Genomic DNA, 12,926 nt, shown 5'->3' on the forward strand with positions numbered 1-12,926 from the left:
TGTCATGTCCTGTAATAAAAGGGGCAAATCGCGTCATTCCTGGCTACATTCAGCGGTTATTCAACCAGCCGAACATAGCCGCCCTCGGTTTCGATCTGGCCGGCAATACGATCCAACCGTTGAATCAATTGATCCTCAACGCCTTCCGCGCCGAAGCCTGAACCATCGATAAAGCTCATACGTTTTTCGCCTTCAGTGCAGACCAGTAGGCCCGGCGTCGCTTCTCTGTCGAACAGGTTGCGGCCAAAGTCTTCAGGGTCGCCGGGACGAATGCCGACAAAATAAAATTTGATATTGCGCGCACGGAAGCTGGAACACAGATCGCGGAAGCGCTGTGCAGCAAAAGAACGGGCAGGATCCGTTCCGGTCGAGCCACGAAATTCGTTGCGATTGAAGTTATAGCTGTCGGTGTCGAACCAGTTACCGATGGTATTCGCCATCATTATGATCACTTTTTGCCCATCACCATTGCCATCCAGATTGAAGTCCAGCGGCAGCTTGGAATCACCCCAGCCGTCTGAGCCGCGCATATTAGGCGACAGCGCCGCGCCCGCCCACGACATACCGATGGCGTAGTTCACGTTAAAACGGGCAGAAAATTGCTCGATACGCTGATTCAGTAGGCTTTCTTCGTTGGTCAGCGGCATCAGTGCCGCGTTCGGACACCCTTTGTCAGCAACAATCCAGCGGGTATCCACGGCATTGGAGTTGTTATCCCACGGATAGAGATCGGGGTTAGGACCGCGCCAGGTAATCGGCGGTGCACCAGGACTGCCGTTTTGTGGCAAATCATGGCGGTAGTAAATACGGAATTGCCCAGCGGGCGGCTCATCCCAGAAGAAGTTTTCTTCTCGGCCTAGCCCGCGATACATGCACAGTAGGTTAGCGCGGCGATCGGGGAAACGACGGTCGGCGAGGCTACTGACAACGCCACTGGCAAAAAGCGAACGCAGCTCCGGCGGGTTTAGCGCGCTCGGCGTAGACCAGCGACGAATGCGATTCGCATCTTCTGCGTCGTACACGTTTACGGACTGGCTGTACGGCACCAGCGATAGCCACAGGTTGTCGCGTTTACCGTCCGCGCTGCTTAGCATGCGTTCGACAAACGCGCGGCTGACGCTTTTCAGCGAGCGGATATCCCCATCACTCATATCGCCAGTCACTGGCATAACAAAGGCAATTTCGGTCGGCCGGTTGATGACTTCCGAGGTCGAATACACTTCCTGCTTCTTTGCGCCCAGGCTCAGCAGGCTAGGCTTGGTTTCAAAGGCGGCAGTAACGGTATAGGTTTTACGTGTGGCACTGTTGCGCCCTTCAGTAACGGACACATCGCTCGCCAGCAGTTTTTCACTCAGGGCCTTATTTATCCCCAGATTGTTTTTGACGTATTCATACGCCAACTTATTGGTATCTTCCTGACTGTATTCTTCGCCATTAATGGTCGCTTGATGCCCGACAGCCAGCGCGGCGGCATCTGTCGCGCGTTTGATCTGCGTCGCGTCACCCGTTGCCGTCGAGGTATCGACGATAAAAGCCGCTGTCACTAATAAGGCCATCGCACCTAGCGTATAGAATGCAGTACCCGCCCCCTTTTCCTGCTGAATGAAGGCAGACAGGCGCTCACGCCAGAATAGCGTTATTCCAATGTCGTCTTTTTTTACGCTTCTGTTCTGTAAGGTTTTTTTCATTACTTCCTGTCCTGTATACCTGTATTCAGCACGTACTTAACCCGCCCATAAAACGGGAAAATAAAAACGACATTGCTCATATGCCTATTTGTCTTAATCGTTTCGTTATTTCGGTAACGAGACACTCGCTGCCGTTTGCGGTCTATTTGCCGCTTCTGTATCTGTATATACGTCGGTTATTACTGATCTTCTTCCTCTAGCAGAGCCTCTTTTCTGAGTACCTCATCCAGTTCAACCACGTTGATAGCGACCCGGTTGACTGACGACGCGTGCAGCAGACCGCCCAGCGACATGCCGCCCAGCAGGCTCACGTCTTTACCCTGACGGCAAATCTCGACCACTATCATGGAGGTAGTCTTACTGCCTTCTTCACGATCTCTTTCCGGCAGTTCAGGGAGATACTCTTCGCCTGGCAGTGTCTCACTTTCCACACACAGCGCTTCTGCTGTGCCTCTGCTCAACTGCCAGTACAGTTCACCAGTCTGGCGCACGTTGCTGATTAACAACTGATAGTTCCCTGCCCCTTCCATTGGCAATACCGTATCGAGCAGCCCCTTTAGCCCTTTTTCATCCAGCTTCTGCTGCATCGCTAATATTGACGCAATGGCACCCGCTCGCTGTTCCATGCGCGTCCGTTCCAACCCGACGGTGTAGAGATCCGCACACAGCGAGCCTATCGCCAGTACAATCGGAAACGCCAGCGCTGTTTCTACCGCAAGAGAACCACGGCGAGAACACCAGAAGCGACGGATCCCGCTCAGGAAACGGTCGGTTTTTAATAAACGACAGGCTTTCAATAAGCGATCAGTCATTACGCAGTTCCGTCCCAAACACATGTTTGTACTGATAACGGAAGGTGTCCCCCAGCGTTAACACTTCCGGCAGCGGCGTAATAAACGCTTTTTTAATCTGCACCGTCACGGACCACACTGGCAGCGTCGTCGTTTCTTCATCATTGGGATTATCCTGACTGCTATTGCCGTTCGTCAGCCCGCCAAGTTGAGTCAGGTTGTCGAAGTGCAACACGCTGACGGTTAAATCGTCTTCCTTGAGGTAGCCGTACCCTGATTCAACCATGCGAGCTTTTAGCCGCGTTCCCATCTGTTCCGCACTGTCCGTAACGAGGTTATCAAGACGAAACGTCTGTACGGCTTTATCCAACGCGGCGCTGCCAACGGCGATCACCAGCCCGATACGAGCCAGTTCAAACAGCATCATCACCCCGACCAACACCACCGGCACCAGAAATGCTACTTCCGTAGCGATCACGCCGCGCGTGCTGCGCCAGTTACGTTCATGGCGTGGCACAAGACCTTTCTTACGCCACGGGTCGCGATTACGAAGCCACACCATTACTCAGGTGCACTCAATTGCAGACGTTGACGGCTGGACAACAGCAGCGCTTCGCCACGGGATTTATCCTGCTGCATCTGCTGTAAACGCTGATTCAGTTCGTCCATCAGGCCATCAATACGCTGTGGCTGTGCAATGGTCGCCAGCGCCGAACGGGCTTCATCGTCCCTGCCACCAGAAAGGTAGGCTAGCGCCAGATTCAGCCTGCCGGTTGCGTTGCTCTCATCCACTGAACGCAGCAGAGAAATCGCTTTGTCCGCGTTGCCGCTCGCCAACCATGAAAGCGCCAGATTGTTCAGTGCCGCAACATCGGCAGGGTTCACCTGCAATGCTTTTTCAAACAGCTGACGCGCTTCTGCGTGTTTGCCTGATGCATCCATCACCACGCCCATACCATTGAGTGCGCCAGCGTCATTCGGCTGTGCTTTCAGCGCACAGGCAAAGTCGGTTTGCGCCATCGCATTACGTCCTAATGCCAGCTGTGCACGCCCCATTCCCAGACACACCGCCAGCGCCTCTCCCGACGTCATTTGGTTGGTATCACCGCCCAGCGCCTGACGCGCTCGTCCGTACAGTTCTAGCGTCTGCTGTGGCGAACGTGCCAGAGCCGCAACGCTGGCATATTCCAGCATCTCTGCCCCTTTCAGCGCATCACGACTATCGAGGCGCGCGTACACTTCCGTCGCCGCTTCAACACGTCCTTGATCGCGTAGCAGACGGGCCAGACGCAAGCCTTCATCTTTGCTGCCTTTAATCGCCATCGAGCTGCCGCATCCCGCCAGCACGGTACTGACAATCAGCAGTGCCAGCATGGGCGCGCCGCGCTTAAGTTTTGCTACCAGATCGACCATCTTCGATAACTCCATCGGTTGTAACGCTAGTAATTTCCGGTTCATACCGGAAATCGATGTTTGTAAACTCAACGTTTTAAAATCAATTCTTTAAAATCAATATGTTGAAAGTAAAAAGCTATTGCGCCAGCAGGCGAATCACTCGCACCAACGCGGGTGATGCCATAATCGCGATAATCGGCGGCAGGATCAGCGCCATCAACGGCACGCTCAGCTGCGCAGGCAATTTCCCAGCCTTCTCTTCCAGCCCCAGAATCAGCGTCTTGCGGCTTTCATCGGCAATCGTACGCAGCGCCTGAGACAGCGGTGTACCGTAGCGCTCCGCCTGAATAAGCGTCGCCACCATACTTTCGATCTCGCTGACCCGGGTACGCTCCGCCAAATGCTTCATCGCCAGCGTACGATCCGACAGGATCTGTAATTCGGCGGCGGTGTAGTGCAGTTCATCTGCCATTTCCGGTGAAGACAGCCCTAACTCCTTCGATACCACCTGTAACACGCGTCCAATAGGCAGACCGGCTTCGGCGCAGACCACCATCAGATCCAGCGCGTCCGGCACCGCACGCGCCAGCTTTTCACCCCGGCTTGCCGCACGCCATTTCAGCCACCACTCCGGCACCATGGAACCGACAAAGAAGCCAATCAGCCCTGCCGCTACGCCCGTCAAACCCGCACGGTCAGCAGGTGGCAACCAGCCCCACACCAGAGCGATAGCGAGCAGCGCCCCAGCGGCAAATTTCCCCATCACCAGCCAGCCCACCGCTTCGTTACGGCGAAGCCCTGCGAGATCCAGCAGGCGACGCAGATTGCGGCGATCGCGATCCGATCCCGACAGGCGTTCGCCCTGCGTGGCGAGAGGCTGCAACAGCTTTTCCAACAGGGGGGATAATGCCGTTCCCTGGCCTCTCAGGATGTTATCCTGAGAGGCCGCCTCTATAGAGGCGCTGGGTAAATGCCCACGCATGCGAATTTCCAGCTGTTTGTATTGCTGGATTTTATGTTGTGTACGGGCCAGATAGATTCCAGCCACCATCAGCACTAGCGCCAACAGCAGTAAGGGATCGTCAAAAACAGTCATGAGTAGCTCTCCCTTTACCCTATCCGTTTAACCATAAAGTGCGTGATCAACATGCCGACCGAGACACTGCACAAGGCGTAAATCAGTACCGTCGTTCCAACCGGATCGGAGAACAGGAAGCTGAAATCGTCGGGTGATTTCATGTACAAATAGGCCAGACAGCCGGGGAACAGCGCGGCGACAATCTTGGCAGACGCACGCGCTTCAGACGTCTTGGATTGCACTTTCAATTGCAGTTCCCGACGGTCACGCAGCGTCGCAGACAGACGCTCCAGCGTTTCCCCCAGTCGCCCACCCGCTTCCTGATTGATGATCAAAATGACCACGAAAAAGCGGTATTCAGCCATCGGTACGCGCGTCGCCGAGGCCTGAATGACCTGACGTAGTGGAATACCGAGCTTCAGCCAGTGGTCAATCGTCTTGAATTCATTCGCCAACGGCCCAGTCAGGTGCTCGGCGACAATCGAGAAAGTATTCGCCACCGGAACACCAGCACGACAGCTGCGGGTAATCGCATCAATGGCTTCGGGCAGACTTTCGCGCAGCGCTTTCAGATGTTTTTGCAGCGTCGAACGAAACAACATCATGCCGATGCTGACAAACAACAGCAGCGTAAACATCAGTCCAATCGTGAGCGGCAGCAGAGTACGCTGCCCTAAGATCATGCCGAGTATCAGGCTGACCGCTCCCAGCGAAAGAGAACGCTGAGGTAGGTTCTTTTTCCAGCCGATGAACGTCATTTGCGCCCAGAGGATAGCGAGCCAGCGCCCAATGACAGGGACGCCCATCAACGGCGTTTTGATCTCGTCACGCAGGATCGAATCAGACACGGCAGCAGCAGCCGACGGGCTAACCTCGTTTAAAACCTGCAACCAGCGCTGCTCACGCTGCAGACGGTTCTGGCGTGATTTTCTCCAGGCGTTGACCGCCAAGAGCAGCATCAGCACGCTGCCAAATACCAGCAGCGTGATCAGATTCAGGCGTACATCACTCATCGGCGTCTCCTCAGTTCATCATTGCGCATCAAACAGATGCGCTTTATCGCTGTAGAACTGCGGGCGCTGAATGTGCTGAACATATTCCCCCGTCAGCAGACCCTGTCCATCCATCCCCTGAATGTTGAAGCTGAACAGATCCTGAAGCTGGATCACTTCGTTCTCCATGCCGCACACTTCGGTGATGGACACCACACGACGCATGCCGTCGCGCATACGTTCGATCTGCACGATCAGGTGAACCGCGCTGGCGATCTGACGACGGATCGCCATCAGCGGCAGCTGCATGTTCGCCATCATCACCATGTTTTCCAGACGCTGTATCGCGTCACGCGAGGTATTGGCATGCACCGTACACAGCGAACCATCGTGGCCCGTGTTCATCGCCTGCAACATGTCGAAGCTCTCGCCGCCACGTACTTCACCCAGAATGATGCGGTCGGGGCGCATACGCAGGGCGTTACGCATCAGATCGCGCTGATCGATGCGGCCAGTGCCTTCGGCGCTGACAGGACGAGTTTCCAATCTCACCACGTGCTCCTGCTGCAATTGCAGCTCGGCGGCATCTTCAATGGTGATAATACGATCGGTGGTGCCAATCTTCTGCGACAGTGCATTCAGCAAGGTGGTTTTACCCGCACCCGTTCCGCCGGAGACGATCACGTTAACGCGTGCCTGCATCGCTTTATTCAGAACATCCGCCATCGCGTAGGACATGCAGCGGCGCTCCGCTAGCATTTCCAGCGACAGGTTGCGGCGCATAAATTTACGGATCGAGATCGTGGTGCCGTCGATCGCCAGCGGATAAGTAATGACGTTAACGCGACTACCGTCTGGCAGACGCGCATCCACCATCGGGCTGGCTTCGTCAATACGGCGTCCCACCGCGGCGGCAATACGCTGCGCGGTGTTAAACACATGCTCTTCGTCGATGAAGGTAATCGGCGACAGTTCCAGTTTGCCAAAGCGCTCGACAAACACCTGACCAGCACCGTTAACCAGAATATCGTTGACCGTGTCATCCGCCAACAGCGGCTGGATCGGCCCGATTCCCGTCATCTCATCCAGCATTTCGGTGGCGATAGCTTCCTCTTCCTGCCGAGAAAGCTGTAACCGTTGCTCATCACAGATGCGGCGGATCACCGTTTCGATCTGCACCAGCAGTTTGTCACGCCCCATCATCGCCGCTTTACCGGCATCGATCTGATCGTAAAGCTGTGCGCGGATAATCCGACGCTGGCTGTTCCGATTGTCCGTCTGGCGGGCAGCAGGGGCAGCTCCAGAAGACGTGTTCGCCGTTGGCTGTGTACGGTTCTCCGCAGCCGGACGCGTTTTCAGTTCTGCCACGTTGGCAGCAGGCGCGGCCTGAGGCGCACTTTTCCCTGCTTCACTTTTTTGCAGGTTATTCTTACGAATCAACATGTCCGTAACCCTAAAATAGTCCTTAACCCTTTGAAAAACGGCGAACGCTTAACATCATCAGGCGCGTTTTAACCAACGCGAGAACCAGCGTTTTTCTGCTGGTCTGGCACGCACGCCGCAGGCCAGATCGACCAATTGGCGTAATCCCTGTTGGAAAGCAGGAGCCGCAGCCAGATTCAATGCGCCGAGCGTGAGGCTCTGCGCCAGCGCGTGGCCTGCATTCGGCAACACGACATCAATCTTCCGGCCGGTAAATTGTTCAAACTGATCGCGGCTTAACGGCGCGTTCGTAGCAAAACGGCTCTGGTTATGCACCAGCAGCAGACGCTGCCCTTCGCTTTCGTCGCCGATTTCATTCAGTACACGCCGCACATTACGTGCATCCTGAAGCGTCAATTCCGTCACGATGATGCGTAGATCCGCGTAGGTCAGTACGTCCAGTGCCCCGGTCGGATAGCTGCTGGGCAGATCCCAAATCACCTGATTGAACATGCGGCACAGCGCACCACCGAGATTCAGGACGTTATCCACCTCAACCGGGCTCAATTCGCCCAGCTCTGGCTTCTGCGCCAACAGGTGCAAACGGGTATCCACGCGCAGCATGGCGCGCTGCAACAGTCGGGTATCCAGCTCCTGAGTCCCCAACACCGCCGCCAGACCCGCATCATCGGTTTGCCCTTGCAGCAGCAGTTGGTCACCGTTACGACGGTCAAAATCCACCAGCGCCACGGGTAAATGACGTTCACCAGACAGCAGGCGGCTCAGCCCCATCGCCACGGTACTGGCACCACTTCCGCCGCTGGCGCTGACGACCGCAATCGTTCGGCCCATACGTGCATATTCCGGCCCAGCCTGTTGGCCTTCACACTTCGCCAGCGTTGCTGCCAGCAGATCCAGCGTGAGCGGCTTCACCAGGTAGTCCACCACGCCCGCCTGAAGCAGCGCACGGTATAACCCCACATCTTGCTCTTTGCCTGTCGCAATAACCTGACTGGTAGGGCCGCAGACGCTGAGAAGTTCTTCCAGCGCGGGAAGCGGCCAGTGCGCCCCTTCCAGATCCACCAGTAAAACGCGCGGCGGGACATTCAGTTCGCACCATTGACGAGCAGCAGCAATGCCGCCAGGCATCACCGGCACATCCGGCTGTTTCAGGCGAGCAAAGAGATCGCTAATATCTGCCACATCGCGTACATCATTGGCGAACGCCACCAGCGGTAGCGCCAGTTCTTCACCATCGTTAGGGGTAATTTCACTCATGGAATGTCACGCCCTTAATCTTCTTCAAAGTTAATGTCGATAAGCTCTTTCACTTCACCTTTGTGATAGCGTTCGATGCTATTGACCGCAGCCACACCATCCGCACTATCCAGCGCTTTCGCCTGAATCAGATCCCGTGGTTCAGCGACCATCATTGCCAGATTGTTTTGCGTAGCGCAGCCGAGAGTACCTATCGCCTCATAGGGCTTCACCATCAGCTGATTTGGGTCATTGATCGTGCAGCGAGTGGTTTTGACCACCAGCGCCTCGGAGATCACTTCCAGATCGCCAGTCTGTCCGCTCGCCGTCGAACGGCGCATCTGTTTCACATTCTGCGCATTGGCTCCGGCATTTTTCAGCACCGTCGCCAGTCGTCCAGCCATCTGCTCACCGCTTGCGCTGTGCGGGATAAGCGTTAGCGTCTGCGCGGATAACCGCCCCTGATCTTTCAACATGATATTGAGCTGTTTCAGGGACTCGGGCAGAAAACCCCGTCCGTTCGGTGCAACCAGCAACGGCACGGACACCGATGAAGGCTGAACCGCGATCGGTTGCAGAGCCGGCTGATCGAAGCGCTGCATGCGCACATCGTTAATCGGTTTGTTCCATCCGCATCCTGCCAGCAGAAAAACGGCGGTCAGCACTGCGGCACGCATGTGCAACGGGCGAAACGGAGGGTGGTTGCTGTTGATCGTTTTCATATTTTATTTCCCCTCACGAACTCAGTAGAGATAGCCGATAGACGCAGAACGTGGCATGGACGAGTCCAGCATTTTTACGCCTTGTCCCGGCGTCTGAAGATCGCCTGCATTAACCGGCTCGACCACATAAGCGGTCGCGATAATCACCAGTTCCGTTTCTTCCTGACTGGTGGATTCGCTTTCAAACAGGCGGCCAAACATCGGGACGCTACTCAACCCCGGCACGCCGTTAATTGTCTGGCTACCCGCGCTACGCAGCATTCCCGCCAGCGCAAAGCTCTGTCCGCTGGCCAGTTCCACCGTAGTATCCGCACGACGTACCGTTAAGGCTGGAATACGCGATCCACCTTCCAACTGTACGGAACCTACATCCGTGAGTTCGCTAACTTCCGGCGCAATGTGCAGACTAATGCGGTTAGCAGACAGCAGCGTCGGCGTCATACGCAGAATCACACCGTAGGATTTGTAATCGATACTGACGCTGTTGTTGGTGATCAAGACGATTGGCACTTCACCACCCGCAGCAAACGCAGCGGTTTCCCCTGACATCGCCGTTAGATTAGGTTCAGCCAATACGGTTGCCATGCCCTGTTGGTTCATTGCGGTTAACAGTCCGCTCAGTCTGGAGCGACCGAAGTTCAGGAAGCCCGAATCCGTTGGGTTAGCAAATCGACCGGTTGTGGCGTTGAACAGATTCAGACGCGAACCGCTGCCTGCGCTCATGTTGCCGCTGCCAGTGCTCAATGATGCAGCCCAGTTGAAGCCCAATTCGCTGGTCAACTTGCGAGACACTTCCACGACGCGAACCTGAATATTGATTTGCGAAGGCGTTTTGATTTTAAGTTGGTTGATCACTTTGCCGGAGGATTCGCTGGAACCTGGCAGTTTTTCACCACCGCCTCCACCGCCGCCCTGCCCGCCGCTTGAGGATGCACTGATATAAGCCTGTATGCTGTCGATAACACGCTTGGCATCCTGCGGCGTATCGACGCTGCCGCGCACAATCACACCACTGGGAATCGAGGCTTCCAGTTGGATATCCGCACCGGGGAATTCACGCTTCATGCGTTCACCCAACGCTTTCAAATCATGTTCAGACACCAGACGAATGGCGTTGATGACATTGCCATTTTCGTCCATCGCATAGAGCGTAGTGGTACCGACGCTTTTGGCGTAAACAAACAGGTTGCCCGGTGAAGGCAGTTCAAAACTGGCAATATTCGGATCGGCCACCAGCACGCTGTCTGGCAGCGCGTCGAGCTGTAACAACCGTCCTTGATGCACGGTCAGGTGCACCACGTTGGTTTCAGCCACTTCAGATACCCCGGCAGCCAGCGTGGTCACAGGCAACATCATCGTCGTCAGCGTGACAGGCAATACCGCATTAAACAGGCCAGCGGCCAGCAATCGTTTGCACGTACCCCGAAAGTCCGATTTCAAAAACAGCGAAAACATCGTCATTTACTTAATTTCCGTAATGGGCTTCATTGTTCTATGAGCAACTCGCGGCACCCCGCAGGTTGTCAGATTGCGTATTTGTTCTATCGGGAGGGGAACGTCACCACGTCTTTTTGCTCACCGCGATACGTTTTAACCTTATGACCACCGGACCCTGCGGATAAAACACCATAGATATCAGTAGCCTGTGTCACAGTGGTTACTTGAGAAGGTGCGGTAACCAAATCCCCTGTTTCATCCGTAGCTGCGCTACGCAGAGACAGATGTAAAACACCTAACTCTTTTGCAACAGCCAACATTTCGGCTTGCTGCGGCGTCACTTCCAGCGTGACGGTTTGATAGGTAGCGGTACGTGAGCGAGTTCCCATCGCGGATTCACGGCTTTTGGCTGTAGTATTCAGCTCACCACCATCTTCTGCACTGACATCCGTACGCGGGTATATAGGGGCATCTGTGCGATCATTAAGCGCCAACACACGCAAATCGCGCACAATGGTCTGTGAAGCCAAAAGTGGCATCATAACTGGCTGAGTACGGCTTGGAGGCAGTTCCGGCTGATCGTCTCTTTTCATACTCAGGATGATGTCGACACGATCGCCCGCCGTCACTAATCCGGCATTGCTGGCAACGGCACTGGTAGGCACAGAAATAGCACGCATGCCTTTATGCAATACGGCAGCAACAAAGCCCGGTTCATTCGGCTTAACCAATACGTTGCTGGTCAACGGTGTACCTTCCGCTACCGTTTCACGCAGCGTTGCGCCCAGCAGCAAAGACTGGCTGTCTTTACCACGAATAAAATTGAACGTGCGGGAAACGGGTTTATCCGTTTCGTCCCAGCGCAGTGATGCGGAGTCAATGAAATCACCGGGATGAAGAGCTTTCGCGGCCACCAGAACTGCGACTTTTTCCGGTGCTTTAACCACCATCGGAGGTGGCGCTGGGGGTTCAGAAGAGAGATGGCTACGCACCATCAGCGCAACAATTCCTGCCAGCACGAGTGCGCCTGACAGTACGTATGTAGAGTTCACTTTCATTTCAACTTGCCTACCCTAGCGTGTGTGTCTTAAAGCTGCGACAGAATTAAAACAAGGGAAAAATCAGGACATACATTGCGCCAAACGCGATGGCGACACCGTAAGGTATGCCTTGAGAAAGATCGGCGGGCAACGCGGGTGGCATAGGCAACCGACTCTTGAATATCCGGTTGGTGGTTTGAATGCCCATCGCCACCGCTGTGGGTACGGTATTAAGCAGCGGCAGACTGAGTGCTAAAACCCCACCAGCCAGTGCCGTCACCATGACGAAAACGATCTGGTGTCCTTGCCCAACCCACAGGCACAGCACACTCATCAGCTTGACATCCCCAGCGCCTAATCTGCCGGTAAGGAAAAGCAAAAATCCCACAACCAGTACTGCCGCCGCGCCTGGCAGCGCCCACAACATTTTCTGTAGTGCCAACCTATCTAACGCACCGGATTGCAGGACATGTGAAGCGCTGAAGAACAGCCAGCCCAGCAATAAAATCAATACCGCCTGATTCGTGATTTTGCGTACTAACAGATCGGTACTGATACACCACAGCAGGCAGCCCATCAGCAGTGCCGTCTGCAGCCAGTGCGTGTAATCCGCCATCTCGCGCTTATTTCGCTGCGCCGGATGTACCGCCGCTGGTGCCCGTTCCAGTAATTTGATCGGCGATTTGGGTGAATTTTTCATTCAGCGCTTTTACGAAAATACCGTCGCCGCCGAAAATCGCACCGATAGCCGCAGCCATTGCCGCAGCAAGAATGCCGTATTCGATCGCCGTTACACCGCTCTCGTCACGCAGGAAAGAACGCAATTTTGCTTTCATATTTTTCATAGGAAGACTCTCTAATCCGCAGCCAAAGAAATCATGGCCTACTCGGGGATTCGGGGGATGCCATGATGATAATAAGATTAATAATGAGACTTATTATCAAACACCGCAAGCAGCAGAACATTAATATTCGTTAATCTTTCCATACGAGAAATTATCAATATAAATCAATAATTAACATAAATTTCGTTACAGAGAAAATTAATAAATATTCATATTTTTTGCAGGGATATTCATAAAAACAAGAGAGGATCGTCGTGGT

Annotated in this window: 13 protein-coding genes; all 13 read right to left on the reverse strand. The window is 54.6% G+C overall.

Annotated elements, in window-relative coordinates; all coding sequences use genetic code 11:
• Window positions 1-56: 56 nt before the first annotated feature.
• The 13 genes from A0G03_RS05715 to A0G03_RS05775 all read right to left on the reverse strand — a co-directional run bounded on the left by A0G03_RS05715 (window position 57) and on the right by A0G03_RS05775 (window position 12,667).
• The gene (locus A0G03_RS05715) at window positions 57-1,688 is read right to left on the reverse strand and encodes a Tad domain-containing protein (protein ID WP_048258790.1); all 1,632 of its coding nucleotides are present in this window, start codon (window positions 1,686-1,688) and stop codon (window positions 57-59) included.
• 179 nt (window positions 1,689-1,867) lie between these two features.
• On the reverse strand, window positions 1,868-2,500 hold the full coding sequence (locus A0G03_RS05720) for a TadE/TadG family type IV pilus assembly protein (RefSeq protein WP_048258789.1): 633 nt from the start codon (window positions 2,498-2,500) through the stop codon (window positions 1,868-1,870).
• Complete coding sequence (locus tag A0G03_RS05725; RefSeq protein ID WP_048258788.1) at window positions 2,493-3,041, reverse strand: hypothetical protein; 549 nt, start codon at window positions 3,039-3,041, stop codon at window positions 2,493-2,495. Before A0G03_RS05725 ends, A0G03_RS05720 begins: the two co-directional genes overlap by 8 nt.
• Window positions 3,041-3,892, reverse strand: coding sequence for a tetratricopeptide repeat protein (locus A0G03_RS05730; protein ID WP_048258787.1), 852 nt, complete (start codon window positions 3,890-3,892; stop codon window positions 3,041-3,043). The genes A0G03_RS05725 and A0G03_RS05730 overlap by 1 nt, the downstream gene beginning before the upstream one ends.
• Before the next feature lie 118 nt (window positions 3,893-4,010).
• Window positions 4,011-4,970, reverse strand: coding sequence for a type II secretion system F family protein (locus tag A0G03_RS05735; protein WP_048258786.1), 960 nt, complete (start codon window positions 4,968-4,970; stop codon window positions 4,011-4,013).
• Between the two features lie 14 nt (window positions 4,971-4,984).
• Window positions 4,985-5,965 (reverse strand): type II secretion system F family protein, encoded by a 981-nt coding sequence (locus A0G03_RS05740; RefSeq protein ID WP_048258785.1) that lies wholly within the window; start codon window positions 5,963-5,965, stop codon window positions 4,985-4,987.
• 18 nt (window positions 5,966-5,983) lie between these two features.
• Window positions 5,984-7,387, reverse strand: coding sequence for a TadA family conjugal transfer-associated ATPase (locus A0G03_RS05745; RefSeq protein ID WP_048258784.1), 1,404 nt, complete (start codon window positions 7,385-7,387; stop codon window positions 5,984-5,986).
• A gap of 57 nt (window positions 7,388-7,444) precedes the next feature.
• Entirely contained in the window at window positions 7,445-8,644 is a 1,200-nt protein-coding gene (locus A0G03_RS05750; RefSeq protein ID WP_048258783.1) for a CpaE/TadZ family protein, read from the reverse strand.
• 14 nt (window positions 8,645-8,658) lie between these two features.
• Entirely contained in the window at window positions 8,659-9,345 is a 687-nt protein-coding gene (locus tag A0G03_RS05755; RefSeq protein WP_048258782.1) for a CpaD family pilus assembly protein, read from the reverse strand.
• Window positions 9,346-9,366: 21 nt separating this feature from the next.
• The gene (locus A0G03_RS05760; protein ID WP_048258780.1) at window positions 9,367-10,806 is read right to left on the reverse strand and encodes a type II and III secretion system protein family protein; all 1,440 of its coding nucleotides are present in this window, start codon (window positions 10,804-10,806) and stop codon (window positions 9,367-9,369) included.
• An 80-nt stretch (window positions 10,807-10,886) separates the two neighbouring features.
• Window positions 10,887-11,840, reverse strand: coding sequence for a Flp pilus assembly protein CpaB (gene cpaB, locus A0G03_RS05765; RefSeq protein ID WP_048258779.1), 954 nt, complete (start codon window positions 11,838-11,840; stop codon window positions 10,887-10,889).
• 46 nt (window positions 11,841-11,886) lie between these two features.
• Window positions 11,887-12,438 (reverse strand): A24 family peptidase, encoded by a 552-nt coding sequence (locus A0G03_RS05770; RefSeq protein ID WP_048258778.1) that lies wholly within the window; start codon window positions 12,436-12,438, stop codon window positions 11,887-11,889.
• Window positions 12,439-12,445: 7 nt separating this feature from the next.
• A complete protein-coding gene (locus A0G03_RS05775; RefSeq protein ID WP_010295686.1) occupies window positions 12,446-12,667 on the reverse strand; it encodes a Flp family type IVb pilin in 222 nt (73 codons plus the stop codon).
• Window positions 12,668-12,926 lie beyond the last annotated feature (259 nt).

It is taken from the genome of Pectobacterium peruviense (genome assembly GCF_002847345.1).
Classification (GTDB): Bacteria; Pseudomonadota; Gammaproteobacteria; order Enterobacterales; family Enterobacteriaceae; genus Pectobacterium; species Pectobacterium peruviense.

Bases quoted from the DNA above. Each gene is read 5' to 3' on its own strand.
- A0G03_RS05715 (WP_048258790.1), bottom strand. From the start codon at position 1,688: ATGAAAAAAACCTTACAGAACAGAAGCGTAAAAAAAGACGACATTGGA.
- A0G03_RS05720 (WP_048258789.1), bottom strand. From the start codon at position 2,500: ATGACTGATCGCTTATTGAAAGCCTGTCGTTTATTAAAAACCGACCGT.
- A0G03_RS05725 (WP_048258788.1), bottom strand. From the start codon at position 3,041: ATGGTGTGGCTTCGTAATCGCGACCCGTGGCGTAAGAAAGGTCTTGTG.
- A0G03_RS05730 (WP_048258787.1), bottom strand. From the start codon at position 3,892: ATGGTCGATCTGGTAGCAAAACTTAAGCGCGGCGCGCCCATGCTGGCA.
- A0G03_RS05735 (WP_048258786.1), bottom strand. From the start codon at position 4,970: ATGACTGTTTTTGACGATCCCTTACTGCTGTTGGCGCTAGTGCTGATG.
- A0G03_RS05740 (WP_048258785.1), bottom strand. From the start codon at position 5,965: ATGAGTGATGTACGCCTGAATCTGATCACGCTGCTGGTATTTGGCAGC.
- A0G03_RS05745 (WP_048258784.1), bottom strand. From the start codon at position 7,387: ATGTTGATTCGTAAGAATAACCTGCAAAAAAGTGAAGCAGGGAAAAGT.
- A0G03_RS05750 (WP_048258783.1), bottom strand. From the start codon at position 8,644: ATGAGTGAAATTACCCCTAACGATGGTGAAGAACTGGCGCTACCGCTG.
- A0G03_RS05755 (WP_048258782.1), bottom strand. From the start codon at position 9,345: ATGAAAACGATCAACAGCAACCACCCTCCGTTTCGCCCGTTGCACATG.
- A0G03_RS05760 (WP_048258780.1), bottom strand. From the start codon at position 10,806: ATGACGATGTTTTCGCTGTTTTTGAAATCGGACTTTCGGGGTACGTGC.
- cpaB (WP_048258779.1), bottom strand. From the start codon at position 11,840: ATGAAAGTGAACTCTACATACGTACTGTCAGGCGCACTCGTGCTGGCA.
- A0G03_RS05770 (WP_048258778.1), bottom strand. From the start codon at position 12,438: ATGGCGGATTACACGCACTGGCTGCAGACGGCACTGCTGATGGGCTGC.
- A0G03_RS05775 (WP_010295686.1), bottom strand. From the start codon at position 12,667: ATGAAAAATATGAAAGCAAAATTGCGTTCTTTCCTGCGTGACGAGAGC.